Annotated in this window: 30 protein-coding genes; 10 read left to right on the top strand and 20 right to left on the bottom strand. The window is 68.0% G+C overall.

The annotated features are described in order from the left end of the window. Positions 1–161 precede the first annotated feature (161 nt). Positions 162–806: a hypothetical protein gene (locus SNAS_RS00775; protein ID WP_013015446.1), complete on the top strand. Its 645-nt coding sequence runs from the start codon at positions 162–164 to the stop codon at positions 804–806. Between the two features lie 14 nt (positions 807–820). Here SNAS_RS00775 and SNAS_RS00770 read toward each other — a convergent pair whose 3' ends face one another. From SNAS_RS00770 to SNAS_RS00760, 3 genes are read right to left on the bottom strand one after another with little or no spacing between them, the layout of a single operon-like run. After that, positions 821–1,477: a class I SAM-dependent methyltransferase gene (locus SNAS_RS00770; RefSeq protein WP_013015445.1), complete on the bottom strand. Its 657-nt coding sequence runs from the start codon at positions 1,475–1,477 to the stop codon at positions 821–823. Positions 1,478–1,488: 11 nt separating this feature from the next. Further along, a complete protein-coding gene (locus SNAS_RS00765; protein WP_052305218.1) occupies positions 1,489–2,637 on the bottom strand; it encodes a sensor histidine kinase in 1,149 nt (382 codons plus the stop codon). A gap of 44 nt (positions 2,638–2,681) precedes the next feature. Further along, the gene (locus tag SNAS_RS00760; RefSeq protein ID WP_013015443.1) at positions 2,682–3,338 is read right to left on the bottom strand and encodes a response regulator transcription factor; all 657 of its coding nucleotides are present in this window, start codon (positions 3,336–3,338) and stop codon (positions 2,682–2,684) included. A 116-nt stretch (positions 3,339–3,454) separates the two neighbouring features. Here SNAS_RS00760 and SNAS_RS00755 point away from each other — a divergent pair, with 116 nt between their 5' ends. After that, positions 3,455–4,639: a serine hydrolase domain-containing protein gene (locus tag SNAS_RS00755; protein WP_013015442.1), complete on the top strand. Its 1,185-nt coding sequence runs from the start codon at positions 3,455–3,457 to the stop codon at positions 4,637–4,639. A 28-nt stretch (positions 4,640–4,667) separates the two neighbouring features. Here SNAS_RS00755 and radA read toward each other — a convergent pair whose 3' ends face one another. The 3 genes from radA to SNAS_RS00740 form a co-directional block, all read right to left on the bottom strand. Beyond that, a complete protein-coding gene (gene radA, locus SNAS_RS00750; protein ID WP_013015441.1) occupies positions 4,668–6,065 on the bottom strand; it encodes a DNA repair protein RadA in 1,398 nt (465 codons plus the stop codon). A gap of 29 nt (positions 6,066–6,094) precedes the next feature. Further along, positions 6,095–6,865 (bottom strand): copper chaperone PCu(A)C domain-containing protein, encoded by a 771-nt coding sequence (locus SNAS_RS00745; protein ID WP_013015440.1) that lies wholly within the window; start codon positions 6,863–6,865, stop codon positions 6,095–6,097. 106 nt (positions 6,866–6,971) lie between these two features. Further along, positions 6,972–7,748, bottom strand: a complete 777-nt coding sequence (locus SNAS_RS00740) for a UbiA family prenyltransferase (RefSeq protein WP_013015439.1) — start codon at positions 7,746–7,748, stop codon at positions 6,972–6,974. Positions 7,749–7,768: 20 nt separating this feature from the next. On the opposite strand from SNAS_RS00740, the gene SNAS_RS00735 reads away from it, so the two are divergent. The 4 genes from SNAS_RS00735 to SNAS_RS00720 all read left to right on the top strand — a co-directional run bounded on the left by SNAS_RS00735 (position 7,769) and on the right by SNAS_RS00720 (position 12,084). Next, complete coding sequence (locus SNAS_RS00735) at positions 7,769–8,491, top strand: methyltransferase domain-containing protein (protein WP_013015438.1); 723 nt, start codon at positions 7,769–7,771, stop codon at positions 8,489–8,491. After that, on the top strand, positions 8,454–9,602 hold the full coding sequence (locus SNAS_RS00730) for an acyl-CoA dehydrogenase family protein (protein ID WP_013015437.1): 1,149 nt from the start codon (positions 8,454–8,456) through the stop codon (positions 9,600–9,602). The genes SNAS_RS00735 and SNAS_RS00730 overlap by 38 nt, the downstream gene beginning before the upstream one ends. Before the next feature lie 57 nt (positions 9,603–9,659). Further along, positions 9,660–10,691 carry a type III polyketide synthase gene (locus SNAS_RS00725; RefSeq protein WP_013015436.1) on the top strand — a complete coding sequence of 344 codons (1,032 nt, stop codon included), beginning with the start codon at positions 9,660–9,662 and terminating at the stop codon, positions 10,689–10,691. A gap of 133 nt (positions 10,692–10,824) precedes the next feature. Further along, entirely contained in the window at positions 10,825–12,084 is a 1,260-nt protein-coding gene (locus SNAS_RS00720; protein ID WP_144300357.1) for a hypothetical protein, read from the top strand. Here SNAS_RS00720 and SNAS_RS00715 read toward each other — a convergent pair. Continuing rightward, positions 12,081–12,446 (bottom strand): hypothetical protein, encoded by a 366-nt coding sequence (locus SNAS_RS00715; RefSeq protein ID WP_013015434.1) that lies wholly within the window; start codon positions 12,444–12,446, stop codon positions 12,081–12,083. The genes SNAS_RS00720 and SNAS_RS00715 overlap by 4 nt on opposite strands. 274 nt (positions 12,447–12,720) lie before the next feature. Here SNAS_RS00715 and SNAS_RS00710 point away from each other — a divergent pair, with 274 nt between their 5' ends. The 3 genes from SNAS_RS00710 to SNAS_RS32170 all read left to right on the top strand — a co-directional run bounded on the left by SNAS_RS00710 (position 12,721) and on the right by SNAS_RS32170 (position 14,897). After that, the gene (locus tag SNAS_RS00710) at positions 12,721–13,206 is read left to right on the top strand and encodes a CarD family transcriptional regulator (protein ID WP_013015433.1); all 486 of its coding nucleotides are present in this window, start codon (positions 12,721–12,723) and stop codon (positions 13,204–13,206) included. An 82-nt stretch (positions 13,207–13,288) separates the two neighbouring features. Further along, positions 13,289–13,762: a 2-C-methyl-D-erythritol 2,4-cyclodiphosphate synthase gene (ispF, locus tag SNAS_RS00705; RefSeq protein WP_013015432.1), complete on the top strand. Its 474-nt coding sequence runs from the start codon at positions 13,289–13,291 to the stop codon at positions 13,760–13,762. Positions 13,763–13,772: 10 nt separating this feature from the next. Then, a complete protein-coding gene (locus tag SNAS_RS32170) occupies positions 13,773–14,897 on the top strand; it encodes a tetratricopeptide repeat protein (protein WP_052304860.1) in 1,125 nt (374 codons plus the stop codon). On the opposite strand, the gene SNAS_RS00695 is transcribed toward SNAS_RS32170, so the two are convergent. From SNAS_RS00695 to dnaB, 3 genes are all read right to left on the bottom strand, one after another. Further along, a complete protein-coding gene (locus SNAS_RS00695; protein ID WP_013015431.1) occupies positions 14,806–15,171 on the bottom strand; it encodes a hypothetical protein in 366 nt (121 codons plus the stop codon). The genes SNAS_RS32170 and SNAS_RS00695 overlap by 92 nt on opposite strands. 107 nt (positions 15,172–15,278) lie before the next feature. Further along, positions 15,279–15,629 (bottom strand): hypothetical protein, encoded by a 351-nt coding sequence (locus SNAS_RS00690; RefSeq protein WP_013015430.1) that lies wholly within the window; start codon positions 15,627–15,629, stop codon positions 15,279–15,281. A gap of 120 nt (positions 15,630–15,749) precedes the next feature. Further along, a complete protein-coding gene (gene dnaB / locus SNAS_RS00685; protein ID WP_013015429.1) occupies positions 15,750–17,174 on the bottom strand; it encodes a replicative DNA helicase in 1,425 nt (474 codons plus the stop codon). Between the two features lie 342 nt (positions 17,175–17,516). Between dnaB and SNAS_RS00680 the strand changes: the two genes are divergently transcribed. Then, positions 17,517–17,888: a hypothetical protein gene (locus SNAS_RS00680; RefSeq protein ID WP_013015428.1), complete on the top strand. Its 372-nt coding sequence runs from the start codon at positions 17,517–17,519 to the stop codon at positions 17,886–17,888. Positions 17,889–17,950: 62 nt separating this feature from the next. Here the strand turns inward: SNAS_RS00680 and SNAS_RS00675 are convergent, their stop codons facing one another. The 10 genes from SNAS_RS00675 to SNAS_RS00630 all read right to left on the bottom strand — a co-directional run bounded on the left by SNAS_RS00675 (position 17,951) and on the right by SNAS_RS00630 (position 24,376). After that, complete coding sequence (locus tag SNAS_RS00675; protein WP_013015427.1) at positions 17,951–18,157, bottom strand: hypothetical protein; 207 nt, start codon at positions 18,155–18,157, stop codon at positions 17,951–17,953. A 243-nt stretch (positions 18,158–18,400) separates the two neighbouring features. After that, the gene (locus tag SNAS_RS00670) at positions 18,401–18,763 is read right to left on the bottom strand and encodes a hypothetical protein (protein WP_013015426.1); all 363 of its coding nucleotides are present in this window, start codon (positions 18,761–18,763) and stop codon (positions 18,401–18,403) included. A 102-nt stretch (positions 18,764–18,865) separates the two neighbouring features. Continuing rightward, positions 18,866–19,213, bottom strand: a complete 348-nt coding sequence (locus SNAS_RS00665; RefSeq protein WP_041624462.1) for a hypothetical protein — start codon at positions 19,211–19,213, stop codon at positions 18,866–18,868. A gap of 128 nt (positions 19,214–19,341) precedes the next feature. After that, positions 19,342–19,704: a hypothetical protein gene (locus SNAS_RS00660; protein WP_013015424.1), complete on the bottom strand. Its 363-nt coding sequence runs from the start codon at positions 19,702–19,704 to the stop codon at positions 19,342–19,344. Positions 19,705–20,081: 377 nt separating this feature from the next. Beyond that, positions 20,082–21,206: a hypothetical protein gene (locus SNAS_RS00655; RefSeq protein ID WP_013015423.1), complete on the bottom strand. Its 1,125-nt coding sequence runs from the start codon at positions 21,204–21,206 to the stop codon at positions 20,082–20,084. A gap of 210 nt (positions 21,207–21,416) precedes the next feature. Then, positions 21,417–21,866, bottom strand: a complete 450-nt coding sequence (rplI, locus tag SNAS_RS00650) for a 50S ribosomal protein L9 (protein WP_013015422.1) — start codon at positions 21,864–21,866, stop codon at positions 21,417–21,419. A 16-nt stretch (positions 21,867–21,882) separates the two neighbouring features. Next, positions 21,883–22,122, bottom strand: a complete 240-nt coding sequence (gene rpsR / locus SNAS_RS00645; RefSeq protein WP_013015421.1) for a 30S ribosomal protein S18 — start codon at positions 22,120–22,122, stop codon at positions 21,883–21,885. A gap of 58 nt (positions 22,123–22,180) precedes the next feature. Beyond that, on the bottom strand, positions 22,181–22,672 hold the full coding sequence (locus SNAS_RS00640) for a single-stranded DNA-binding protein (RefSeq protein WP_013015420.1): 492 nt from the start codon (positions 22,670–22,672) through the stop codon (positions 22,181–22,183). Between the two features lie 71 nt (positions 22,673–22,743). Continuing rightward, positions 22,744–23,034, bottom strand: a complete 291-nt coding sequence (gene rpsF / locus SNAS_RS00635; protein WP_013015419.1) for a 30S ribosomal protein S6 — start codon at positions 23,032–23,034, stop codon at positions 22,744–22,746. A 283-nt stretch (positions 23,035–23,317) separates the two neighbouring features. After that, a complete protein-coding gene (locus tag SNAS_RS00630) occupies positions 23,318–24,376 on the bottom strand; it encodes a chaplin family protein (protein WP_013015418.1) in 1,059 nt (352 codons plus the stop codon). Between the last annotated feature and the right edge of the window lie 342 nt (positions 24,377–24,718).

Here is a 24,718-nt window from a genome sequence, read left to right as displayed (position 1 = left end):
GCCGCTCCCTCCACAATATTGAGCGCACCGTGCGCGAGCGGTAGCAGAGTGCTGCGTACGGCGTATGTGCGAGCCAAGTCTACGGACCGGTTCGCGGTCACCGCTTTGGGTTCACCCCTCGGCATGACGCATGATGGATCACACGAGAAAGGGTCACCGGTATGCCGCGCAATGCCTCAGCGGGCTGGACGGTCATGCGCCAGCGCCCACCCAGGCGTGCGCTGACCCGGCTGAGCGGTTTCGTGCTCATGGGCGCGCTGGCCACCTGCATCACCTGGCTGATCTTCATCACCGAGCCCGCGCAGCTGTCCTCGGGCGCCAGCAACCCCGCCGCCAAGATGCCGACGTTCATGGCCATCGCCGTGGTCGTCAGCGTGCTGCTGGCCGCAGCCCCGGCGCTGCGCCCGCCCCGGCTGGCCGCCAACCACTACGGGCTCGCGGTGCGGCCGGGCGCGTTTCGCACCGTGCTGCTGCCGTGGGTGCACGTCGAGGAGGTCACCGCGGTGGCGGTGCCGGGACGTCGCCACCCCGACGCGTACATCCTGGTCGCCTGCGACGACTACCTCGGCCGGACCACGGGCGACCGGCCCCGGTTCCTGGACCAGGCGGTGCTGCGGGAGGCCAACCGGGCCGCCGACGGCCGGGTCGGTGACTTCGACCTGGCGGTGCGGCTCGCGGACTTCACCGACACGCCCGAGGCGATCCTGGAGCGGATCGCGTCCTACGCGCCCGACCACGTCGACGTCAACAACCAGCTCGACGACCCGATCGAGGACCGGGACGCGAAGAAGAAACCCGCCGAATAACCCGGGGCGCCGGATCAGGCCGCTGTCGCCGGTTTTCGCGCCAGGATGTGGCCGTGCCGGACCGCCTGGCCTTCCTCGGGTTCGGTGACGACGGTGGTGCGGACGTCGAAACCGCTGTCCCGCAACAGCTCGGCGACCTCACCGGGTTGCTGCCGGTACCAGGCCAGGTCGATGGGCTTGCCGAACGCCTCGTCGTGGTGCCGTCGCTCGTCCCCGATCTGGAAACCGAGCATGAGCTGCCCGCCCGGGGTCAGCACCCGGTGGAACTCGGCGAAGGCGCGCGGCCGTTCGGTCCACGGCAGGTGGATGATCGAGTAGAACGCCAACACGCCGCCCAGCCCGCCGTCGGGCAGGTCCAGGTCCAGCATCGATCCGACCTCGAACCGGGGCTTGGGGTAGCGGCGTCGGGCCACCTCGATCATGCGCGGCGACAGGTCGATGCCCACGGCGTCCAGCCCGAGCCCGCACAGCAGGTCGGTGACATGGCCGGGCCCGCAGCCGACGTCGGCGACGGTGGTGTTCTGGTTGGCGCGCATCAGTTCCGCGAACGCGCCGAACAGGGCGCGGTCGAGGGGCATGTCGGCGAGTTTTCCGGGGACGGCCTCGGCGTAGGGCTCGGCGGTGGCGTCGTAGGCGGCGCGGGCGGCGGCGATGAAGGGGGCTTCGGACATGACCCCGAAGGCTAAGCCACGTGGTCGTCTCGGCCGCCGTCAGTGCGCGTGGCCGCCGCCGGGTCGACCGCCAGCTCGACGGTGACGGTCAGGCCGCCGTCCGGGTTCGCCGCGATCGACAGGTCGCCGTCGTGGGCGGTGACGACGGCCCGGACGATGGACAGACCCAGCCCGACGCCGCCGGTGGCACGGATGCGGCCGCCACCGCCCCGCACGAACGGTTCCAGCAGCCCCGGGGCCGACTCGGGCGCGACGTGGGGACCGGAGTTGGCGACCCGCAGGAACGCCCTGCCGTCAGCGGTCCCGGTGCGCAGCGCGATGTGGCCGTCCGGGTGGTTGTACCGGACGGCGTTGTCGATCAGGTTGCCCGTCAACCGTTCCAGCAGCAGCGGGTCGCCCAGTGCCGGTGCGGGGAACAGTTCGCGTCGCACGTCGATGCGGTGCTCGGCGATCGCCGGGGCCTTCGCCTCGAGCAGTTCGGCGACGAGTCCGTCCAGTGCGACCGGGCTTTGCTCGGCCGGAGCGGCGTGGCTACCGGCCAGCAGCAGCAAGCCGTCGAGGGTGCGGCGGCTGCGTTCGACGGTGGTGTCGAGGTCGGCGATCATGGCCAGCAGTTCGTCGCGGTCGGGTTCGCCGTCCAGGGTCACGTCGATGGCGGTGCGCATGGTCGTCAGCGGGGTGCGCAGTTCGTGGGCGGCGTTGGCGGTGAACAGCCGCTGGCTCGCCAGCGCCCGGTCCCGTTCGGCGACGCCGCGCTGGATGCGGTCCAGCATGCCGTTGACGGTGTCCGCCAGTTCGGCGAGTTCGTCGGCGGGCCCCCGCACCGGCACCCGCTCAGCGAGGTTCTCCGCCGACAGCCGCCGCGACGCCGCCGAGATCTGCCGGATCGGCCGCAGCACCCGGCCCGCCACGAACCAGCCCAGCACCGCCGCCAGTACCGACACCACGACCAGCGCCACCGTCGCCTTGACCAGCAGATCCGACAGTATGGTCATCCGGTCACGTTCGATGAGCTCATCGAACCGTTCGGGGAACGGGAGACCGGCCGGGGAATCAGGGTCCACATCGGTGTGAACGAACGATCGGCGCCGCAGACTGCTTCGCATCAGGACGTAGGTCAGCGCCGTCATGACGGCACCGGCGCCCAGCACCATCGCCATGTACAGCAGTGTCAACCGACCACGCGCGGTGAAACGGGGCCACCTCACGGCACGACCCGGTAACCGGCGCCGGTGACGGTCTGGATCAGCGGCGGCTCGCCCAGCTTGCGGCGCAAGGTGCCGACCGTGATGCGGGGCGCGTTGGAGAACGGGTCGGCGTGTTCGTCCCACACCTTGTCGAGCAGGGTCTCCGCGCTGACCACGTCGCCGCCCGCCGCCAACAGCTGCTCCAAGACCCCGAACTCCTTGGGGGTCAGGTGAATCGGACGTCCGGCGCGTTCGACGGTACGGCGGGCCGGATCACACACGACGTCGGCGGCGCGCAGCAACGGCGGCCGGGCCGGGGCACTACGCCGCGCCAGCGCCCGCACCCGGGCGATCAGTTCGGAGAACGCGAACGGTTTGCCCAGATAGTCGTCGGCGCCCAGGGACAGCCCGTCGACCCGGTCCTCGACGGTGCCCGAGGCGGTCAGCATGAGCACCCTGGCCGTGCCCTGGGCCGCGAGCCGCTGGCACACCGTGTCCCCGTGCACCACCGGCAGGTCCCGGTCCAGCACCACCACGTCGTACGGGGTGAAGTCGCATTTGTCCAACGCCGTTTGTCCATCATGGGCCACGTCGACGGCGAGTCCGTGTTTGCGAAGCCCGACCGCGATGTATCCGGCCAGCGGCTCCTCGTCCTCAACCAGCAGCACCCGCATCGGCCCAGTATCACCGAGGACACCGATGGTTTTCATATGGTCCGACGATCGGTTTCCGATCGGCCGCCACCAGTACAAGTGATCACGTCACATCCCCAACAGAAGGGTGACTTGATATGGCATCTCGTCGAACGGTGCTGGGACTGGCGGGCGCGGCGACCGTCGCCGCCGGGATAACGGTGGCGTCGAGCGGAATCGCCGAGGCCGACAGCAAGGTTCCCGACGGCCTCAAACCCGGCGGCGAACTGGACCGGTACGTCAAGAAGCTGGCGGCCGAGGGCAAGTTCTCGGGTGCTTTCCTGCTGACCCACAAACGACGCAAGGTGCTTTCCCGCGCCTACGGCATGGCCGACGCCAAGGCCGGGGTCCGCAACGAGACCGACACCCGGTTCAAACTCGCCTCGGTGACCAAGATGTTCACGGCCGTGGCCATCAACAAACTGGTCCAGGACGACAAGGTCAGATACGCCGAACCCATCGGGAAGTACATCGACGGCTTCTCCGACGAGGTCGCGGAGAAGGTGACCATCCATCACCTGCTGCTGCACACCTCCGGGCTGGGTGACTTCCACGACCTGCCCGGTTACGAGGAAGCCTCCCGGAAGTGGGACACCCCCGACGAGGTCATGAACGGCACGCTGGACTTCATCCGCGAGGACAAGCTCAGGTTCCCGCCCGGAGCCGGATGGCAGTACAGCAACGCCGCCTACTGCGTCCTGGGCGGCATCATCGCGGCCGTGTCCAAGCAGAGCTACTTCGACTACGTGCGAGACAACGTCTTCGAACCAGCCAGGATGCGGGCCAGCGACTTCTACACCAGACCGCAGTGGCAGAAGGATCCAAAGCTCGCACACCCGTACTTCAAGGACGACGAGACCGGCGAATGGGTCGACCGGGTCGACGAGCAGGCCTACATCGGACTGCCCGCGGGCAATTCCTTCGCCACCGTCGGCGACATGAACCGGTTCGCCAACGCCCTGCTGGACGCCGAGCTGCTGTCCCGGCAGTTCACCCACATCATGTTGACCCCGAAGCTGCCGGTGGGCGGTGGTGGCAAGGAGCCGCCACCGGACCCCGACAAGCCCCGCATGACCGGCTTCCTGGGTTACGGCACCTTCTCAAGCCTGATCGGCGACCAGCGGGTCCACGGCTTCTCCGGCGGCAGCCAAGCCGGGCCGTCCACGAGCATCGACATCTACCCCGACTCCGACTGGGTCACGGTCATCCTCACCAACCGCGATCCCAGCACGGTCCCCGAGGTCAACAAGATCATCACGAAGCACATCCTCGGCGCGAAATAGGACCTCGCCCCGCGGCGGCCCGCGAGGTCTAGGCCCGGGCCGCCCAGCGCTGGGCGGCGATGCGGGTGGCCTCGGCGATCGTGCTCACCTCGGTGACCGTCATGTTCTTCGGCGCACCCTCGGCGCAGCCGGGTGGGACCAGGGCGTGGCGGAAACCGAGGCGGGCGGCCTCGGCGAGGCGACGCGGCACGCCGGTGACGCGACGGATCGCGCCGGTCAGTCCGGCTTCGCCGATCGCGACGATGTCGGCCGAGACCGGCGCACCCGACACCGACGAGGCCACCGCCAGGATGATCGCCATGTCGGCGGCCGGTTCCATGACCTTCATGCCGCCGACGGTGGCCGCGTAGACCTCGCGGTCGAGGCACTTGACGTGGCCGCGCTGGTGCAGCACCGCCAGCGCCATGTTGAGCCGGGCGTAGTCCAGACCGGACACGGTGCGGCGCGGGATGGTGCCGTCCTTGGCGCTGCCGCCGACCAGGGCCTGGACCTCCACCAGCATCGCCCGGCGGCCCTCCATCGTGACGGTGACGCAGGTGCCCGGTACCGGCTCGTCCGGGGACTCGGCCAGGAACAGCCCGGCCGGGTCGGTCAGGCCGACGATGCCGTCCTCGGTCATGTCGAAGCAGCCGACCTCGTCGGCCGGCCCGAAGCGGTTCTTGACGCCGCGCAGCAGCCGCAGTGTGGAGTGCCGGTCGCCTTCGAAGTGGACGACCGTGTCGACGAGGTGCTCCAGTACCCGGGGCCCGGCGATGTTGCCGTCCTTGGTGACGTGTCCTACCAGGATGGTGGTGATGCCGCGTTCCTTGGCCACCGAGATCAGGCCCGCCGCCACCGCCCGCACCTGGGTGACGCCGCCGGGGACGCCGTCCACGTCGCTGGTGGTGACCGTCTGCACCGAGTCCAGGATGAGCAGGCCCGGCTTGACGTCGTCGATGTGGCCCAGCACCGAGGCCAGGTCGGTTTCGGCCGCCAGCATCAGATCCGGGTGCAGCGCGCCGATGCGGTCGGCCCGCAGCCGGACCTGGGCCGCCGATTCCTCACCGGTGGCGACCAGGGTGCGGCCGTGTCCGGCCGCCGCGTACCGGTGCGCCACGTCGAGCAGCAAAGTGGACTTTCCGACGCCGGGTTCGCCCGCGATCAGCACCACGCCGCCGGGAACCAGGCCGCCGCCCAGCACCCGGTCGAACTCGTCGACGCCCGTGGATTTGGCCTGGGCCTGTTTCGCGCTGACCTGCGCGATCGACTGCGCCGGAATCGCCGGACGGGCGGTGGCGGCGCGTCGGGGCGCGGCGGCGGGACCGGACATGGCGACCGCGGCCTCCATGGTGCCCCATTCACCGCAGTCGGGACACTTGCCGACCCATTTGGGCACCGAGTGCCCACAACCGGAACACGCGTAGACGGTCTTGGGCGATTTGGCCATGTGGCGAACCTACGCGCCGGGTGTGACTATCAGTGGCCTTCTTCGCCGCCGTGTTCGGAGGGTTCTTCGCGTTCGGCGGCCTCGGCGGGCGGCGCGACCGGGATGTCCATCTCGACCTCACCGGCCTCGGCGAAGACGAAGGTGATGGTGACGACGTCACCGGCGTTGAGTTCCTGCTTCAGGCCGGTCAGTTCCAGGTACTGGTCGCCGTCGGGGGCCAGCAGCAGTTTGCCGTTCACCGGCAGCTTCAGGTCGACCTTCGAGCTGGCGGTCTCGCTGGGCGATTCGCTGCCGGACGGGGACTCGTCGCCCGAGGGCGATGCGCTGGAGTCACCCGACGGGGACTCGTCGCCGGAGGGGGATTCGTCGCCGGACGGGGATTCGTCGCCGGACGGCGAGGTGTCTCCGGACGGGGATTCGCTGTCCGAGGGCGACTCGCTCGCGTCACCGGAGCTCTCACCGGCGACCGTCACGCCCGCCGCCTCGGAGTCGGGGAACTCCACCTTGGTGAGGGTGTCGGACTTCTTGCCGGAGTTGAAGATCCGGATCGACAGCGGCGCCGCCTCGCCGGCGGCGTAGCCGTCCTCGGCGAACTCGATGTAGGCGTCGCGCAGCGCGATCTTGATGCCCTCGCTCGGCTTCGAGATGGTGGCGCTGGTGCCAGGCACGGCCGCGACCATGTCCTGCGTCTGGGTGACCTGTCCGGCCCCGCAGCCGGTCAGCGCGAAGGCCGAGGCCGCCGCTAGGGCGACACCGAGCGCCGCGCGGGTCAGCGGCTTCGACGGAATGGCGTGTGGCACCTGATTCGTCCTTCCTTCACACCGAACATGCGCTCCACAGACTAAACTCCGCATCGGACGTGACATGCGCGACCCGCCACCGAAGCGCGCTTCGCCGAAATACCGCTCAGGTCGCCACCGCCGCCAGCAGTGCCACGACGTCCACAATCGCCGCCGCCATGACCACGCGGAACACCGTCCGGCCCGGTCGCGAAACCAGCACCACGATCGCGAATACCGCCGACAGCGCCATGACCGCGATCCCGGCGACGTTGACGATATGGAGTCCGGCGATCACACCCGAGGCCGCCAGCAGCGTCGCCGCGACCAGTTGACTGCCGCGGGCGCCCAGCCGGTGCGGCAGTCCCCGTACCCCGGTCCGGGCGTCGTCGTCCAGATCGGGCAGCACGTTGGCGAAGTGCGCCGCCGCGCCCAACAGCGCTCCGGCGGCGATCATCCCGGGCCGGGGATCGGCGTCGGCGTAGCCGACCAGCAGCCCGAACGACACCGCGAACGGCAGCACCGACAGCGGCGTGCGCTTCAGCGGATGGTTGTACGACCAGGCGCTGGCCACCGCGAGGATGTGCAGCGACCCCTGCCAGCCGACGTACAGCGACGCGGCGGCGGAGCCGACCACCGCCGCGCCCGCCAGCCAGAACAGCAGCCGCCGGGAGACCTCACCGGCGGCGACGGGTTTGTCGGGCCGTCCGGTCTCGGTGTCGCGGGCCGCGTCGAGGGCGTCGTTGCTCCAACCGATCGACAGCTGTCCCAACAGGACGGCGACGAACACGGACGCGACCGACACCGCGTCCCGTCCGGACGCCGCCGCCAGCCCGGCGCCCACCAGGGTCACCGTCATCGAGGGACCGGGGTGGCAGGCGCGAATCAGCGCGGGCGGCTTCACGACGGCTAGTCTCGCACCCAATGGTGAATCGCAACGATCCCCGTCAATATGACGAGCTGGCCGAGGAATGGTGGAAGCCCAACGGCGCCTTCGCCATGCTGCACTGGCTGGCGAAGTCGCGGTGCGCCCTGATCCCGGAACCGGCTCGCGCCGACGCCGTCCTGGTCGACATCGGCTGCGGCGGCGGCCTCAACACGAAACACGTCAGCGGCTACCGGCACATCGGGATCGACCTGCGGCAGCCGAACCTGCGGCTGGCCGCCGACCACGGCCTGGCCGCCGTGCGGGGCGACGCGCTGCGGCTGCCGGTGGCCGACGAGTCCGCCGACGTCGTCGTGGCGGGCGAGATCCTCGAGCACGTGCCCGACTGGCGCGCGGCCGTCGCCGAGGCGTGCCGGATCCTGCGCCCCGGCGGCACCCTCGTCGTCGACACCCTCGCCGACACGTGGCTGTGCCGGTTCGTGGCCGTCACGCTGGCCGAACGCATGCCCGGCGGGCCGCCACCGGGCATCCACGACCCGGCGCTGTTCGTTCCACCTCAGGCTCTCCTCAGCGAGTGCGCGGGATTCGGCGTCACACTGGAGTTGTGGGGCCTGCGCCCGGCCGCCCTGTCGCTGGTGCGCTGGCTGGTTCGCCGTCGCGGCGAGGTGCCCATGATCACGACCCGTTCGAAGTCCATCCTGTATGCCGGAAGGGGAGTCAAGCATGCTCACGGTTCGGCGCATGGTCGCCGGGATGCGTGACCGCGCCCGCGTTCACGACGAGGAGGGCTCGTTCCCGGCGGAGGACTTCCGGCAGCTGCGGCAGCGCGGCCTGATGGGTCTCATGGTGCCCAAGGAACTCGGCGGCCGCGGCGCGTCGTTCAGTGAATACGTCGAGGTCGCCTTCCAGCTGGGACGGGGCAACGGCGCCACCGGGCTGGTGTTCAACATGCACGCCAGCGTCACCGGGGCCCTGGCCCAGACCCCCAAGGAACTGGCCGAGGAACTGGGCGCGGGCGCCGAGTTCTTCGCGCAGCGCGAGGAGGTGCTGGCCGCCGCCGCGTCCGGCAGCCTGTACTCGGTGGCGATGAGCGAACGCGGCTCCGGCTCCCGGCTGTCCAAGATGTCCACGACCTATGTCCCCGAGGGCGACGGTTTCCGCGTCACGGGACTGAAGTCCTTCGTCTCGGGCGCCGGCAACGCCGACGCCTACCTGGTGGCCGCCAAACACGCCGACAAACCCGACGTCATCTCGCAGTTCCTGGTTCCGGCCGGTGAGGGCGTCACGATCGACCCGGTGTGGGACACGATGGGCATGCGCGCCACCACCAGCCACGACCTGCGGCTGGACGTGCACGTGCCCGCCGCGCGACTGCTGGGCGGCGTCGAGGGCGTCACTCTGCTGGCCGCACAGCTCGCACCACACTGGATGGTCGCCAGCTACGCCGCGGTCTACGTCGGCGTCGCCCGGGCCGCCGTCGACCTGGCCGCCAAGCAGATCAACGAACGAAAACTGTCCGATGTGGCCTCGGTACGGGCCAGGCTCGGCCGGGCCGACGCGGCCGTCGCCGCCGCCTGGGCCACCGTCGCCGAGGCCGCCCGCCGCGTCGACGCGGGCGATCCACAGGCCCCGACCTGGGTCTGGCGGGCCAAACTGCTGGCCGGAGACACCGCCGCCGAGGTGACGGCGTCCATGATGGAAGCCTGCGGGGCGTCGTCGATCCGGCGCGGCAACCCGCTGGAGCGGCTGTTCCGCGACGCCCGCTGCGGCGCGATGCAACCGGCGACCTCCGACGTGTGCGCCGACTGGCTCGCCGTCGCGGCGCTGGGCGGTGACCCCTACGCCGACACCGTGGCCGGACCACGATGGTGAACCCCAGGTCCTCGCCGTGACACCCCGAACCTCCCCTCACACGGACACGGAGCCCCCATGGTCAACGCAGTTATCGCCGGATTCGGCGTCGCCACCCCGCCAACCTTCGAACAGACAGCCCTGTGGAACGACTTCTTCGTCTCCCACACCGACGGCTCCGAACGCGCCAAGAAGATCTTCCACAACGCCGGGGTCGACACCCGGCACGGCGTCATCAACCCCCTCACCGAGGACATCTCCCGCTGGACCACCGGCCAGCGCATGGCCCGCTACGAGACCGAATCCCTGTCGCTGGGCGAGTCCGCGCTGGCCCAGGCCCTCGACAACGCCGGGCTCAGCGCCCGCGACCTGGGCCTGCTGACCGTCGTGTCCTGCACCGGCTACGCCACCCCCGGCCTGGACATCACGCTGGCCGCCCGCTTGGGCGCCGCGACCGACACCCAGCGCATGGTCATCGGCCACATGGGTTGCTACGCGGCGATTCCCGGTCTGCGAGCCGTCGCCGACCACGTCCGGGTCAGCGGACGTCCCGCCGCGCTGCTGTGCGTCGAACTGACCAGCCTGCACCTGCAACCGGCCCCTTTGGACACCGAACAGGCGGTGGCGCACGCGCTGTTCTCCGACGCCGCCGCGGCCGTCGTGGTGCTGCCCGACGCGACCGGCGGCACCGAGATCGTCGACGTCACCTCCCGCACCGACACCAGCCACGCCGAGGCGATGACCTGGCACGTCACCGACACCGGCTTCCGGATGGGACTGTCCTCACGGGTCCCGCTGGTGCTGGCCCGCCAACTTCCCGACACCGTCACCGGACTGCTCAACCGCCACGAACTCGACATCGCCGACATCGAGGCCTGGGCGGTACACCCCGGCGGCCGCCGCATCCTCGACGTCGCCGAGAAAGCCCTGGCACTGACACCCGAAGACCTGCACCCGTCCCGGGAAGTGCTGCGCCAGCACGGAAACTGCTCCTCGGCCACGATCCTGATGATCCTGCGCGAAGTGCTGGCCGACCGCCCCGCCGAGACCGTCGCCTGCGCCTTCGGCCCCGGCCTGACCCTGTACTCGGCGCTGCTGCGCTCCGTCTGACCCGCGGCCGTTCAGACGACGTCGACGGTGACGGTGAGCCCCCGGTCGATGAGCGTGCTGAGGCGCTCGGCTTCCACGTTGGCGGATGGGGAATGTGGCCCGGCTGTGGACCGGCGCCATAGCGTGGCAAGCGATGTCCGGCACCATCATTGGAGGTCGCGCCGTGCCCCGCCGACTGCTCACCGTCCTGTCGTTGGCCACGGCCACCGCCGTGGCCGCCATCGCGGTTCCCGCCATCGCCGCCGAGACCCAGGCCATGAAGTTCGAGCACATCGACCACTCGCCGTTCTCGTTGAAGGAGGGTCCCGACGGGCCCGACTATCAGGCCATGGTCGACAAGGTCGAGGCCGATCCGCGGGTCACGAAGAGCTCGCTGTCCGATGTGGTCACCGCCGCGTCGCCGCAGCGCACCGGGCGCTACCCGTTGTGCCACGACACGAACCTGAAACCGGAGCTCAAGCCCACCGGTTTCTGCTGGGACTCCGGCGACGACACCAGCGCCGACTGGATCCCCCAGGGCGTCACCGGTTCCGGGGACGCCGACCCGTCGGGGACCGTCGACGGCCGTCGCCTCGTGGCCGCCAGCTGGCACTACAAGGAAGACGACTTCGCGCGCATCAGCATCGCCGACTACACGAAACCGGCCGAGAAGCTCAGCTATCACCATCTGCTGCTGGTGCAGCCCACCGCCGACGGCAATTTCCAGTCCGTCGACAACGTGCACGCCGACGGGCTGATGTGGGTCGGCGACAAGCTGTTCCTGTCCACCGGCGTGCGGATGCAGGTGTTCAGCCTGGAGCACATCTGGAAGACCCGCACCGACGGCGGCGACGCGGGCAAGATCGGTCTCGTCGGTGACGACGCCTACGCCCGCTGGCACGGCTGGGCGATGCCGATGATCGCCGAGTACCGCACGACGTGGAGCGACGACGGTTCCTGGAAGTCGTGTAATTCCGTGACCGGTGAGCAGCCGTGCATGAACTCGATCGCGTTGGCTCCCGATCGGAAGTCCTTCGTCACGGCCGAGTTCTACCAGCCGGGGGCCGCCGGTGGCCGGGTGATCCGCTGGGGTCTCGACGAGGCCACGGGGCTGCCGACCGGGGCCGCCACCGAGGCGTTCGTGTCGCCGATCTGGCATCAACAGGGCATCGCCACCGACGGGACGGCGTTCTATGTCGTCGGTGACTGTCCCGGCAGCCCGCCGCCCGACGACCCGAACAACCACAGCTGTATTCACAAGGCGCTGCCCGACGACGAGCCGCACGTGCTGACCAAGGCGCCGCCGTTGACCCAGAACCTGTCCTACTGGCCCAAGACCGGCGAGTTGTGGGGCATCAACGAGCGCATCAACACCTCCGCGGGCAAGCGGGTCGTGTTCAACGTCAAGCCCTAGCCGGACGAGACCGTGCTGCGCGAGGTGGTGGCGCAGCGGGTCTGGCCGGTGGCGCACTCGGGGACCGACTCCGACTCGACCGTGGAGGAGATCGTCTGTTTCGGGGGTGTAACCTGCCCCACCCGTCCCAGCCACGGGACCGTGAACAGGCTGACCAGCGCGATGGCGACCGTCACCGCCACCACGATGAACGGCAGCCGCCGCTGTCGGCGTTCCTCGACGGGGTCTTCGGTGATGCCGAGTTCGAAGCGCACCTCGTCGGCGAGTTCCTCCAGGTCGGAGGCGTCGTCGGGGATGACGATCCGACCCCACTCCTCGGGCAGACCGGGAACCGCGTTGTCCTCACCCGGGCGCGACACCATGAGGGGCCTCCTGTCTCACCCACCAGCCTGCCACCAAGTGACCTTGGACGCCAGACCTGGCAAACCGAAGGGAATACTGGATATTATTGACGACGGGTCGAAATCCCACGGGAGACACTGACCACAGTGGTGTGACATTCTGCCCACGGGTGGGTCACTCAAGGGGCGAGCTTTTGCTCACACATTGGATGACCTGCGATTTCACAGCGTTGCGAAGCGACGGCCCAGTTCAAGACCGTGTTACCCTTGACACAGCGAAAGGGGTTTCGATCCTATGAGTTTTAGTGTCGGCGAGACCGTTGTTTACCCCCATCACGGGGCCGCACTCATCGAAGCAGTCGAGACCCGCACCATTAAAGGCGTCGAGCAGGAATACCTTGTCCTGCGCGTCGAGCAGGGTGACCTGACGGTGCGGGTTCCAGCCGGAAACGTCGAACTCGTCGGCGTGCGAGAAGTCGTAGGAGCCGAGGGCCTCACCGAGGTCTTCGACGTTCTGCGCGCCCCGCACACCGAAGAGCCGACCAACTGGTCACGACGGTATAAGGCGAACTTGGAGAAGCTCGCCTCCGGTAACCCGCTCAAGGTTGCCGAAGTCGTCCGCGACCTGTGGCGCCGCGATCGTGAACGCGGTCTGTCAGCTGGAGAGAAGCGCATGCTCACCAAGGCACGCGACATCCTCGTCGGCGAAGTTGCCCTCGCCGAGGCCAGCACCAAAGATGACGCCGAGGTCCTGCTGGACAAAGTCCTGGCAGAGGCTTAAACAACGCGAGTCAAAGCTAATGGGTGGCCGCACTCGGCGGCCACCCATTTAGTGTGCCCTGCCCTGGGTAGGCTCACCAGTCGTGATCATTCCCGAAGTCGGTATCGGCACCGATGTGCACGCCTACGACGCCAGCCGTCCCTGTTTCGTCGCCGGTCTGGAATGGCCCGACACGCCCGGGCTCGCCGGTCATTCCGACGGGGATGTGGCGTGTCATGCCGCGTGCAACGCGCTGTTCTCCGCCACCGGTCTCGGTGACCTGGGAAGCAACTTCGGGGTCGACCGCCCCGAGTGGTCGGGTGCCAGTGGGCCGACGCTGTTGCGGGAGGCCGCCGCGCGGGTGCGGGCCGAGGGTTACTCGATCGGCAACGTGTCGATTCAGCTGGTCGGCAAGTACCCGAGGCTGGGTGCCCGGCGTGTCGAGGCCGAAGCGGTGCTCACCGAATGCCTCGGTGCCCCGGTGCGGATCTCGGCGGCCACCACCGACGGCCTCGGCTTCACCGGACGTGGCGAAGGGCTCGCCGGGACAGCCGTCGCTTTGGTATATCGCGGTTAACCTTCAATACGTGGAATCCCCATTCGGCAATCACGGCGACGCCGAGACCTTCCTGGCACGGGCCGAGCTCCTCTTCGACCTCGACCGGTTCGACGAGGCCCGGGAGGAACTGGGGGGCGCGCTGTCCGCCGACCCCGCCCACGTGCCCTCGCTGACGCTGCTGGCGATCCTGGAACTCCAGGTCGGCAAGCACGACGACGCGCTCACCGCCGCCAGCGCCGCGCTGGCCGCCGAACCCACCCATGACACCGCCCGGCTGGCCCGGGGTCACGCCCTGGCCCTGTTGCGGCGCACCGAGGAGGCTCTCGACGCCGCCACCGAGATCCAGGATCTGTACCCGGAGTCGTGGTGGCACAACGTCCACTACGCCCTGATCGTGCGCGAGTCCCGCAACGGGCAGGACGCCCTGGACGCGGCCTGGGTCGCGGTCCGGCTGGCCCCCGAGGACGCCCGCGCCCACATCGCGCTGGCCCGGGTCGCGGTGGACCTCGGTCTCACCGACCTGGCCGAGCGGGCGCTGGCCACCGCCGAACGCCTCGACCCCGGCGTGTCGTCCATCCTGGAGGGTGAGCTGGGGCCGCAGCTGCTTCGCGGTTCCCCCAACAGTTCTCGGCGCACCCACACCGGCGCCAAGGACGAGTGGGCCGCCGCTTCGACAACGAAACGACAGCGCCCCAAACTTCCCGAACCGGCCCGCAACGTGCTGCGGATCGCCGGGATGATCGGCATCGTGATCCCGCTGCTGGCCGGGTGCATCTCCGGCGGCCAGCAGAGCACCGCCCGCATCGTCGCCGGACTCGGCGCGGTCGCGGGCGCCTTCGCGCTGGTCATGGTGTTCCAGAGACTGCCCGAGTCACTGCGCGACGAACTGCGCGTCATGATCGACACCGACAAGCTGCTGGGCCTGGCGGTCGCACTCGCCGCCTGCGGCCCGCTGCTCGCCGGCGTCTACGCCGCCACCGGCACGACCTTCCTGCTGGCGATCGCGATGCTCGCCGGGTTCGGCGCGCTCATGGTCGCCTTCATGCACGGCCGATTACCCGCTACAGGGCGTTGCACTTCTCCAGGAACTTGTCCGCCGAGCCCTGGAGTTTGTCGGCCTCGGTCTCGGCGCCGCCCTGGAGGTCCCCGTTGAGTCCCGCGTTGACGCTCTCGGCCTCGTCGGCGAAGTCCTCGGCCGACTTCTTCAGGTCCGCGTCCTCGATGTTCTTGGCCTCGTCGCGCAGTTCCTTCGTGTACTTCTTCAGGGTCTTCTCGTCGCCGCCGACGTTGCTGGCGATCTTGGACATCGTCTCGCCGACGGTGGCGCAGTCGACGGCGCCCTGCACGAGGCTGCAGCCGGAGAAGATCGCCACGGCCAGCGCTCCCGTCGCACCAAGGGTCAACACACGGCTGGTCAGAGATTTCACGAACGGCTCCTCTTTAAGGCGCGAAACGGAACCCAAGGATAGCCGTTGGGGGTAACGATAATCGGGCACGGACCCTGTGGTCCGTGCCCGATCGCTCACGAAATCGCTTACGAGCACTTCGCTTCGATGTCGGTGGCCGCTTCCATCATCTTGCTCTCGTCCGGCACATCGCCGGTCGGGTTGTCGATGTACTTCTGGAACTTCTCGGCCTCGTCGGCGAAGGTGTTCACGGAGTCCTTGAGCTCGGCGTCGTCGATGTCCTTGGCCGCGGCCCGGAACTTCTCGATCGCGCTCTTGAGACCGTCGGCGTCGGTCATGTTGCTGGTGACGTCGTTGGTGGCCGCCGCGAGCTTGCCGCAGTCAACGGCGGTGCCGAAGATGCCACAGCCAGTCAGCGAACCGACCAGGAGCGCGCCGCCGAGGGTCACGGTGGCGAGCCGACGAGTAAGGGAGTGCATGATTTGAGGGATCCTCTCTCCGTCGTTCGTTTTTCGAACCGCCGAGAATGTTATGGAACCGCTTTCCGCCTTGCCAAGCGGCAAGGGGACATGTGGCACGAATCGGGTAGTCCGGCGCGGTCACACGGCCATGTCGACGAACCGGGACAGGTGCAGCTGGGCGGCGACGGTGATGGTGTCGGTGGCGCCGTTACGGTGCTTGGCCACGATCATGTCCGCCTCACCGGCGCGCGGCGACTCCTTGTCGTAGTAGTCGTCACGGTGCAGCAGGATCACCACGTCGGCGTCCTGCTCCAGCGAACCGGACTCACGAAGGTCTGACAACTGTGGACGTTTGTCGGTGCGCTGTTCCGGGCCACGGTTGAGCTGCGCGACCGCGATCACCGGGCACTCGACCTCCTTGGCCAAAAGCTTCATGCCTCGGGAGATCTCGGAGACCTCCTGCTGTCGGCTCTCGACCCGTTTCGGGGAACTCATCAGCTGCAGGTAGTCCACGACGATGAGTTTGAGGTTGTGGCGCTGTTTGAGACGGCGGGCCTTGGCCCGGATCTCCATCAGCGTCATCGAGGGCGTGTCGTCGACGAACATCGGGGCCTCGGAGATCTCGCCCATCCGGCGGGCCAGCCGGGTCCAGTCGTCGTCGGACAGCTGCCCGGAACGCAGCACGTGCAGCGGCACCCGGGTCTCGGCCGACAGCACGCGCATCACGATCTCGACCTTGCTCATTTCCAGCGAGAACATCGCCGCGGCCTGCTGGTGGTGCAGGGCGGCGTGCCGGATGAAGTCCATCGCGGCGGTGGACTTACCGGCACCGGGTCGACCGGCCACGATGATGAGCTGTCCGGGTTGCAGGCCGTTGAGCAGCCGGTCGAGGTCGGCGAAACCGGTGGGCACGCCGGTCATGGCGCCGGCCGACTCGCCGACCGCCTCGATCTCGTCCAAAGTGGGCTGCAACAGTTCGGACAGGACCGCGAAGTCCTCGCTGACCCGGCGTTCGGTGACGTCGTAGACGGCCTGCTGAGCCAGGTCGACCAGGTCGTCGACGTCGCGGCCGCCGCCCGCGGCGGTGCCGTAGCCCAGTTGCACGATCCGGGTCCCGGCCTCGATGAGGCGGCGCAGGATGGCGCGTTCGCTGACGATGCGGGCGTAGTAGGCGGCGTTGGCGGCGGTGGGGACCGAGGAGATCAGGGTGTGCAGGTACGGCGCCCCGCCGACCTTGCCCAGTTCGCCGAGGTCGTTGAGGGCCGCGACCATGGTGACGGCGTCGGCGGGTTCGCCGCGCGCGTACTTGTCGCAGATGACGTCGAAGATGGTGGCGTGCGCGGGCTTGTAGAAGTCGTTGGTCTTGAGGATCTCGACGACGTCGGCGATGGCGTCCTTGCTGAGCAGCATGCCGCCCAGGACGCTTCGCTCGGCCATGACGTCCTGGGGCGGGGTGCGTTCGAACTCGTGACCGCCCTCCTCGGGCGGCGGCTCGTCGGGGTAGTCGCCGGCGCGGGACTGTTGGGCCCCACCCTTACGGTTCGCGTACGTGTCGTGATCCATTTCGGATGCACCCCCGACTCGTTTGTTCACTCATGAATACCACCGACCACCGACAAGACCGGGCTGAACTCTATGGCCTCGGTGGCGCGGACAGCAAGCAGCCCTGTGGATAACCCTGTGGATAATCTGTGGACAACAGCCTGTGACCCTGTGGATAACCCTGTGCACGGGGTGTGGATTTCCCGGTCTATCCGCAGGTGTCGCCCGGGTTCACCTGGGCGGCGGCTTTGCACAGCCTGTGGATGAAAGTCTCCTGGGTGGCGGCGTGTCGGTCGGGATTGGTCGAGGACTCCTCCAAATAACCGATGACAAGTCGCGGTCGCTGCCGTCAGACTGTCTGCGATGACAACCTCGCGGACCTCCACCCGGGGCGAGAAGGCCGACGGCACCGGGGAACGAGCCTTCGCCCCGACACTGATGGCCACCGCCGTGTGGTTCATCGTGCCCCTGGTCCTGTTCGTGGTCTGGTCGTTCCTGTTCGCCGGTGACACCTGCGCCGGAAAGCCCTGCGGCCCCGCCCAGCGGATCGGCGACGGCGTGTCGGCGGCACTGCCGTGGGCGTTCCCGTCCTTCGCGCTGAGCCTGCTGATCGCGGTGCTGCTGCGGTTGCCCGCGGTGGGGTGGCGTGCCGGGGCGACCGGGACGGCCGCGGCGATCCTGGGTTCGGGACTGACCACCGCGATCCTCATGAGCGTCGGTTACGACATCGGCTAGCGCCGGGTGGGGCCCGCCGCTGTGGGCGACGGACCCCCGTGAATCACCCGTAGGGCTGGTCCTCACTGAGGTTGACAATCGGGCGCCAAGGTCTGGTTGGCGACGTTGAGGCCGCAGACCGGCAGTTTCGCGAGGTCTACCGATGCCGGGTCGGGCAGACCCAGTCCCGCGGTCGGTGCCTGCTGACCAACGGGTTCGGCCAGTGCCGGAGTGGCGACGAAGAACGCCGCGCCGAGTGCCAGCATCACGGCGGCGATCGTGCGTTTCATGTTGTTCCCCCTGTGTGGATTGAGGATTTCGCGCTTTCCCTGGATATGAACATCGGCCCCACTCCGTGAGGGGTGGGGCCGCTTCTCTGGATGACGACGTCACCGAGAGTCCGTGTTCTCTGGTGGTCGTTGTCAGGGGCTTACGTGATCGCGTTGTTCTTGGCTTGTCGTCCCGTCAGGACAGGTGGGCCGCTCCCGGGGCAGCCCACCTGTCCTGGTTGACTCGATCGTTCGAGCGGAGAACTACTTGCCGTGGCAGAGCTGGTAGTCCTTCACGCTGTTGATGACGCCGACCTTGCCAGCGTCGTTCCAGTCCCAGTTGACGGCGCACAGGTTCGAGCCCAGCTTCAGTTGGGCGTCGTCGCTGCCACCGAAGCCGCTGCACACGTCGCGGGTGTCGGTGTTGTTGGCGGTCAGGCCGGTCAGGACCGGGCCGTTCCAGTTACCGGCGCAGATGTCGGACAGAACGCTCACTCCGCCGCCGGTGGGGTTCATACCCATCTCGTCGGCGCCGGTCGGTCCGGCCTGGGCGGTACCGGCCAGCGCGAAGGCGCCGATTCCCGCGGCGACAGCGGCGACGGTCAGAGCTTTGATGGACTTGCGCATTTCTTCTCCCTTTGATGTTTGTGGTTGATCTGTCGAGGGGGTGGGTCGTTCCCGTGGGGACGACCCGCCCCGCTCAGTTGGCTCGGTCAGTCGAACTGAGAACTACTTGGCGTGGCAGAGCTGGTAGTCCTTGACGCTGTTGATGACGCCGACCTTGGCCGCGTCGTTCCAGTCCCAGTTGACGGCGCACAGGTTCGAACCCAGCTTGAAGTCGGCGTCGCTGCCACCGAAGCCGCTGCACAGGTCACGGGTGTCGGTGTTGTTCGCCGTCGCACCGGTGATCACGGGGCCGTTCCAGTTGCCGACGCACCAGTCGGACAGGATGCTGATCTTGCCGGTGCCGGCCTCCTCGGCGCCGGTCGGTCCGGCCTGGGCGGTGCCCGCCAGCGCGAACGCGCCGATACCCGCGGCGACAGCGGCAACGGTCAGAGCTTTGATGGACTTGCGCATTTCTTCCCCCATTGTTGTAAGTGGTTGATGTGTCTGTTGTTCGTGCTAGATCTGTCGAGAGGGGCGGGTCGTTCCCGTGGGGACGACCCACACCTCTGCGCTGGCTCGGTAAATCGAGCCGGGAACTACTACTTGGCGTGGCAGAGCCGGTAGTCCTTGACGCTGTTGATGACGCCGACCTTGGCCGCGTCGTTCCAGTCCCAGTTGAGGGCGCACAGGTTCGAACCCAGCTTCAGTTGGGCGTCGTCGCTGCCGTTGTAGCCGCTGCACAGGTCACGGGTGTCGGTGTTGTTCGCCGTCGCACCGGTGATCACGGGGCCGTTCCAGTTACCGGCGCAGATGTCGGACAGGATGCTGACCCCGCCACCGGTGGGGTTCATGCCCATTTCTTCGGCGCCGGTCGGTCCGGCCTGAGCGGTGCCCGCCAGGGCGAGGGCGCCGAATCCGGCGGCGACAGCGGCGACGGCCAGAGCTTTGATGGACTTACGCATGATTCTTTTCTCCTTGTGATTCGTGTTTGTCGTTGTCGATCAGTTGATTGCCAACCCGGGTGTTTCACTTCAATGTGGATGGATATTCACTGTCATGTCGGTGTCCACATCGTCTTGGCGCGTCCGCCATTCGATCCGTCATTCCCGTGAATAGACCCCAGCCACTGGTTCTGGTTTGGACGTATTCGCGATCCTCCGTGCGTTGGGTATTCGAGGCTTCTCCACGCCCCTCACGTGAGGGCGTACGCCCGGCCTACGAAACTTGACGGACAGGATCTCTGTAGACAGATCGGTTCTCGGATTCGAGAGACCTGAAGATCCCCGGCTTCGGCGGTGATGCCGGTGCCCGCGTCCGTTTCGTACGCGCGGGCGGGACCCTAGTCGGGAGAAACCGCGGGGTCGGCGATCAGTTCGCTGGGACGCCCCATGGTGGACATGTTCGGCCGAACACGAGACACCTGGGCCGTCTGAACTTGACCGGCATAACCGATGCAGGCTGCGCCCGCGTCGGTGGCACCGCGGTCGGTGGCGATGCCGTTCCCCGTGGTGGACCCTCCGGAGAAGACTCCGGGGATATGTGGGCGTGGTGAAAGGGGAAGTTGAGCCGGAGCCGATGCTCCGCCCTTGGCGCCCGAGAGGGCGCTTCCCGTGTCGGATGACGTGCCGTTCTCTGTCGCCTCGGTTCCGGAAACGGCGGAGTTCCCGGACGTGTTCGGCGCCTTGAAGCCGGCGTCGGCATCCGCGGACCGAAGTGTGTTGTGAATGGACTGACGGTTGCCGTTGTCGCCCGTGCCGATGAGCTTCGTCAACGAAGCGGAGTCGGCCAATGGGGCCAGTACGGACGCCACGTCCCGATCCGACACCGGGTCGGTCGCTTCGTCCAATAGGCCCGAAACCGATTCGTCGGCCTTGTCAACGCCGTCGGATATCGGCGTGACCATCGCACGGGTCATTTTGGACACCGGCGTTTCGACTTCATCCGTCAGTTCGGCGAGCGGGTCGGTGGTCTCGGAGACGGTCTCCTCAAGGGAGGATGGCCGGGTCAGGTCTCGCACCAGGCCGTGCACCGAGTCCGCGCCCTCGTTCTGTCGGGTGCCGGACGTCCCGGTTCCCGACGGTTTGTCCTCGTGATGGCTTCCGCGACCGTTGTGACCAGCGTCGGTGAGGGTTCCACCGGCTTCTTCGGACAGCTCAGACACCAGTGATTCGGCGACGTCGATACTCGACGAGCCGCCCGATCCCAGTTGGTTGGACCGGATCGATCGTGCGGCCTGCTCCGATGTTGAGACGGCATCATCGAATACGGATGATGTCGCCGGCACAAGGCTGTCCGGTGAAGTCTGGCCTTCGGGCGCGGCCTGCGCGGTGGTGGTACCCAGCATCCAGGCCACCCCCGCCATTCCGGCGATCACGAAGCCACGAGCGGCGAACGTCGCCACGGACGACCAGCGCAGCGAGGCGACGCGGTCGTGACCGCGACTCTCCCGCCCGGCTGACGCCATGACAACTCCCCGTTTCTCGCTTCACACTTCGGTGAGTAGTGATGACACCACTCACTTGTCTGGTTCAACGAGACACTCACATGGGGGATACGCCCTATAACGGATTTTTCTCACTAAACGGACATTTTTTGGCTTGGGCCCCAGCCGCCTCGCGTGGGCACGAAAAAACCGGGGCGAACCCGCGAAGGGCCCGCCCCGGTTTCGTCGCGGCTACTTGGCCGCGACCACCTCGATCTTGAAGGTGCTGCGCACCTCGGGGTGCAGTTTGATCGCCACTTCGTGCGAACCGACGGCCTTGATGTGGCCGGGCAGTTCGAGACGACGACGGTCCAGCTTCGGACCACCTGCGGCCTCGACCGCGTCGGTGATCTCGGCCGGGGTGATCGAACCGAACAGGCGGCCACCGGTACCGGCGCGCGCGGTCAGCTTGACGTTCACCGCGGCCAGCTGCTCGTGGATCTCACGGGCGTGGTCGGCGTCGCGGACCTCGCGGGCCGTGCGGGCACGCTTGATCTGGTCGACCTGCTTCTGGCCGCCCTTGGTCCACGGGGTCGCGAACCGCTGCGGGATGAGGTAGTTGCGGCCGTAGCCGTTCTTGACCTCGACAACGTCGCCGGGCTCGCCGAGACCGGAGACTTCGCGAGTGAGGATGAGTTTCATATCGCTTACCTCCTTCTTAGCGGGCCTGGCTGGTGTACGGAAGCAGCGCCATCTCGCGGGCGTTCTTCACCGCACGCGCGATCTGCCGCTGCTGCTGGGCGGTGACACCCGTGACCCGGCGGGCGCGGATCTTGCCCCGGTCAGAGATGAACTTCCGCAGCAGGGCGGTGTCCTTGAAGTCGATGTAGGTGATGCCCTCTTTGTCGAGGGGGTTCGACTTCTTCTTCGGCTTGCGAACGGGCGCAGCCTTAGCCATGTTTCTTGCCTTTCATACGTGATGGAGCCGATGGCTCCCAAAAAGAGCTTGGTGTTCCCTAGAAGGGAGGTTCCTCGTCGAAGCCGCCGCGCTGCTGGCCCGAGGAACCGGCCGGAACGGCCGTCGCCCACGGGTCGTCGGGAGCGGAGCCGCCGCCGGAGCGACCGCCTCCACCGCCCGCGCCGCGGGAGACCTTCTGGACCTTGGCGGTCGCGTACTTCAGCGAGGGGCCGATCTCGTCGACCTCGAGTTCGAAAACGGTGCGCTTCTCACCTTCGCGGGTCTCGTAGGACCGCTGCCGCAACCGGCCCTGCACCACGACACGGCTGCCGCGGGAGAGGGTCTCGGCGCAGTTTTCGGCGAGCTGACGCCAGGCGTTGCAGCTGAGGAACAGTGCCTCGCCGTCCTTCCACTCGCCGGACGCCTTGTCGAACGTCCGCGGAGTCGAGGCGACCCGGAACTTGGCTACGGCCGCACCCGAGGGGGTGTACCGCAGTTCCGGATCGTCGGTGAGGTTGCCAACCACCGTGATGACGGTTTCTCCTGCCATGACCTTTTACTCCTCTTAGGTCGCAGAGATGAGATGGTTCCGCACCCGCTGACGCGGGACGGCGCAGCCGCTTAGCGCAGCTCCGGACGCAGTACCTTCGTCCGCATGATCGACTCGTTCAGCCGCATCTGCCGTTCCATTTCGGCGACCGCCGCAGGCTCGGACTGCAGGTTGGCCACGGCGTAAATGCCTTCGCTCTTCTTGTTGATCTCGTATGCCAGGCGCCGACGGCCCCAGATGTCGAGATTCTCGACGGCTCCACCCGCTTCGCTGATGACTTTCAAGAAGTTCTCCAGCGACGGAGTGACCTGGCGTTCTTCCAGGTCAGGGTCGAGAATGACCATAACTTCGTAGTGACGCAAGACTTCTCCACCTCCTGTGGTCTAAGTCGGCCGCGGTATCTCCGCGGCAGGAGGGTCTTCGCGTGTCGTCCGCACCGTGTTGATGCGGGCAACCTGGCAAGACTACCCAATGCTTGGTTGTGATTCGGTATCGATGTCGGCACTGTGTCGCGACCACCATAGCCAGCGGGTGTGACATCGCCGACGTGTCGACACGGGAAGAGGGAGCCGGAACTCCGCTGGGCGCGAAGTGCCGACTCCCTCGTCGTCAAGACCTATCCCTGGAGGGAGAGTGCCCCGTGTCTCAGTGGTTCTGCGTGGCGTTGGAGCCGCCGTGGCTGCCCGCGGTGCTGACGCCGCCCACGGCGATCGAGTTGCCGCTGATGTCGACCGGGATCTGGATGGGCGCGTACACCTGGTTGCCGTTGCCGACACCGAGGTTTCCGGTGCTGGTCAGGTCGGCCCCACCGTGCTCGGCGACCCGGCCCGACTCGGTGGCGGGCTTGGTGACCTTGGTGGCCTTCTTGGTGACGTCCTTAACCGGCTTCTTGCCGGTGATGCCGTCGGTCACGCCCGCGGTGGGCAGGCCGTCGGTCACGCCCGCGGTCGGCAGGTTGCCGGTCACGCCGTCGACGCCGCCGGAGGTCAGTTTGTTGCCGAGGTCGTTCGTCGGCAGCGCTCCGGTCACCTGGCCCACGGGCACGTTGGTGACGCCCGCGGTGGGCAGTCCGCCGGGAACGCCGGGGAGCGCCTCGGCGGCCTTGTGGTGGCCACCGGCCCAGGCCAGCGCGTTGGAGCCGCCGTGGCTACCGGCCACGGAGTGGCCGCCGACGGTGGTGGCGTTGCCGCTGACGTCGACGGGCGCCTGCACCGGCAGGATCGCCTGGTTGCCCGTCAGGGCGCCGAGGTTGCCGGTGGTGGTGGCGTCGGGCGCACCGTGACCGTTGTTCAGGGTGGCGTCGGAGCCGCCCTTGCAGCCGGAGGTGGCCGAGCCGGCGACCGAGGTCGAGTTGCCACAGACGCTGATCGGCGCCTGGATCGGCGCGTACACCTGGTTGCCGTTGCCGACGCCCATGTTGCCGGTGCTGGTCAGGTCCGACCCGCCGTGAGCCGACTCGGTCATGGTGGCGTTGGAGCCGCCGTGGCAACCGGCGTTCGCGACGCCCAGCACCGAGGTGGCGTTCCCGCAGATGTCGATGGGCGCCTGCACCGGGGCCATGGCCTGATTGCCGGTGCCGACACCGATGTTTCCAGTGGTGTTGGCGTCGGAACCGTAAGCCTGCGCGGCCCCCGCCGACACGAGCAGGACTCCGGCGGCGATCGCGCTCGCCTGGACCGTCCTGCGTGCCCATGTCTTCGTCATTGAGATGTTGCCTTTCTTCGTGTTTTCTGGGTTGGACCGGTGCCCTGCCCCGTCCGGGGAGGCCCGGGGGTTGGGGCTCGTTGGTACGAGCACCGGGTGTGGGATCGGCCGTGTGGACGCCGGACCGGGCGGTGTTCCAGGTGTTCTGGTTCCACCCGGTCCGGCTCCAACGGATCGATCCCCCGTAAATCCACTGTGCGTAGTGGCCTCACGGTTCTGGCTGGCCGCCGTTTCCGACGGCCACAGTGGGCGTTCCGGCCCCCGCGACCGAGCTGCCGTATGTCCCTACTGGATTGTTCTTCGTACCGATTGATCAGTGCTGGCATGTCCGGGTTGGGTTGT

This window comes from Stackebrandtia nassauensis DSM 44728 (assembly GCF_000024545.1).
Classification (GTDB): domain Bacteria; phylum Actinomycetota; class Actinomycetes; order Mycobacteriales; family Micromonosporaceae; genus Stackebrandtia; species Stackebrandtia nassauensis.
The sequence above is the reverse complement of the archived record's forward strand: the minus strand, read 5'-3'. Positions and strand labels throughout refer to the sequence as shown.

Bases quoted from the DNA above. Each gene is read 5' to 3' on its own strand.
- SNAS_RS00775 (WP_013015446.1), top strand. From the start codon at position 162: ATGCCGCGCAATGCCTCAGCGGGCTGGACGGTCATGCGCCAGCGCCCA.
- SNAS_RS00770 (WP_013015445.1), bottom strand. From the start codon at position 1,477: ATGTCCGAAGCCCCCTTCATCGCCGCCGCCCGCGCCGCCTACGACGCC.
- SNAS_RS00765 (WP_052305218.1), bottom strand. From the start codon at position 2,637: ATGGCGATGGTGCTGGGCGCCGGTGCCGTCATGACGGCGCTGACCTAC.
- SNAS_RS00760 (WP_013015443.1), bottom strand. From the start codon at position 3,338: ATGCGGGTGCTGCTGGTTGAGGACGAGGAGCCGCTGGCCGGATACATC.
- SNAS_RS00755 (WP_013015442.1), top strand. From the start codon at position 3,455: ATGGCATCTCGTCGAACGGTGCTGGGACTGGCGGGCGCGGCGACCGTC.
- radA (WP_013015441.1), bottom strand. From the start codon at position 6,065: ATGGCCAAATCGCCCAAGACCGTCTACGCGTGTTCCGGTTGTGGGCAC.
- SNAS_RS00735 (WP_013015438.1), top strand. From the start codon at position 7,769: ATGGTGAATCGCAACGATCCCCGTCAATATGACGAGCTGGCCGAGGAA.
- SNAS_RS00730 (WP_013015437.1), top strand. From the start codon at position 8,454: ATGCTCACGGTTCGGCGCATGGTCGCCGGGATGCGTGACCGCGCCCGC.
- SNAS_RS00725 (WP_013015436.1), top strand. From the start codon at position 9,660: ATGGTCAACGCAGTTATCGCCGGATTCGGCGTCGCCACCCCGCCAACC.
- SNAS_RS00720 (WP_144300357.1), top strand. From the start codon at position 10,825: ATGTCCGGCACCATCATTGGAGGTCGCGCCGTGCCCCGCCGACTGCTC.
- SNAS_RS00715 (WP_013015434.1), bottom strand. From the start codon at position 12,446: ATGGTGTCGCGCCCGGGTGAGGACAACGCGGTTCCCGGTCTGCCCGAG.
- SNAS_RS00710 (WP_013015433.1), top strand. From the start codon at position 12,721: ATGAGTTTTAGTGTCGGCGAGACCGTTGTTTACCCCCATCACGGGGCC.
- SNAS_RS00690 (WP_013015430.1), bottom strand. From the start codon at position 15,629: ATGCACTCCCTTACTCGTCGGCTCGCCACCGTGACCCTCGGCGGCGCG.
- dnaB (WP_013015429.1), bottom strand. From the start codon at position 17,174: ATGGATCACGACACGTACGCGAACCGTAAGGGTGGGGCCCAACAGTCC.
- SNAS_RS00680 (WP_013015428.1), top strand. From the start codon at position 17,517: ATGACAACCTCGCGGACCTCCACCCGGGGCGAGAAGGCCGACGGCACC.
- SNAS_RS00675 (WP_013015427.1), bottom strand. From the start codon at position 18,157: ATGAAACGCACGATCGCCGCCGTGATGCTGGCACTCGGCGCGGCGTTC.
- SNAS_RS00670 (WP_013015426.1), bottom strand. From the start codon at position 18,763: ATGCGCAAGTCCATCAAAGCTCTGACCGTCGCCGCTGTCGCCGCGGGA.
- SNAS_RS00665 (WP_041624462.1), bottom strand. From the start codon at position 19,213: ATGCGCAAGTCCATCAAAGCTCTGACCGTTGCCGCTGTCGCCGCGGGT.
- SNAS_RS00660 (WP_013015424.1), bottom strand. From the start codon at position 19,704: ATGCGTAAGTCCATCAAAGCTCTGGCCGTCGCCGCTGTCGCCGCCGGA.
- SNAS_RS00655 (WP_013015423.1), bottom strand. From the start codon at position 21,206: ATGGCGTCAGCCGGGCGGGAGAGTCGCGGTCACGACCGCGTCGCCTCG.
- rplI (WP_013015422.1), bottom strand. From the start codon at position 21,866: ATGAAACTCATCCTCACTCGCGAAGTCTCCGGTCTCGGCGAGCCCGGC.
- rpsR (WP_013015421.1), bottom strand. From the start codon at position 22,122: ATGGCTAAGGCTGCGCCCGTTCGCAAGCCGAAGAAGAAGTCGAACCCC.
- SNAS_RS00640 (WP_013015420.1), bottom strand. From the start codon at position 22,672: ATGGCAGGAGAAACCGTCATCACGGTGGTTGGCAACCTCACCGACGAT.
- SNAS_RS00630 (WP_013015418.1), bottom strand. From the start codon at position 24,376: ATGACGAAGACATGGGCACGCAGGACGGTCCAGGCGAGCGCGATCGCC.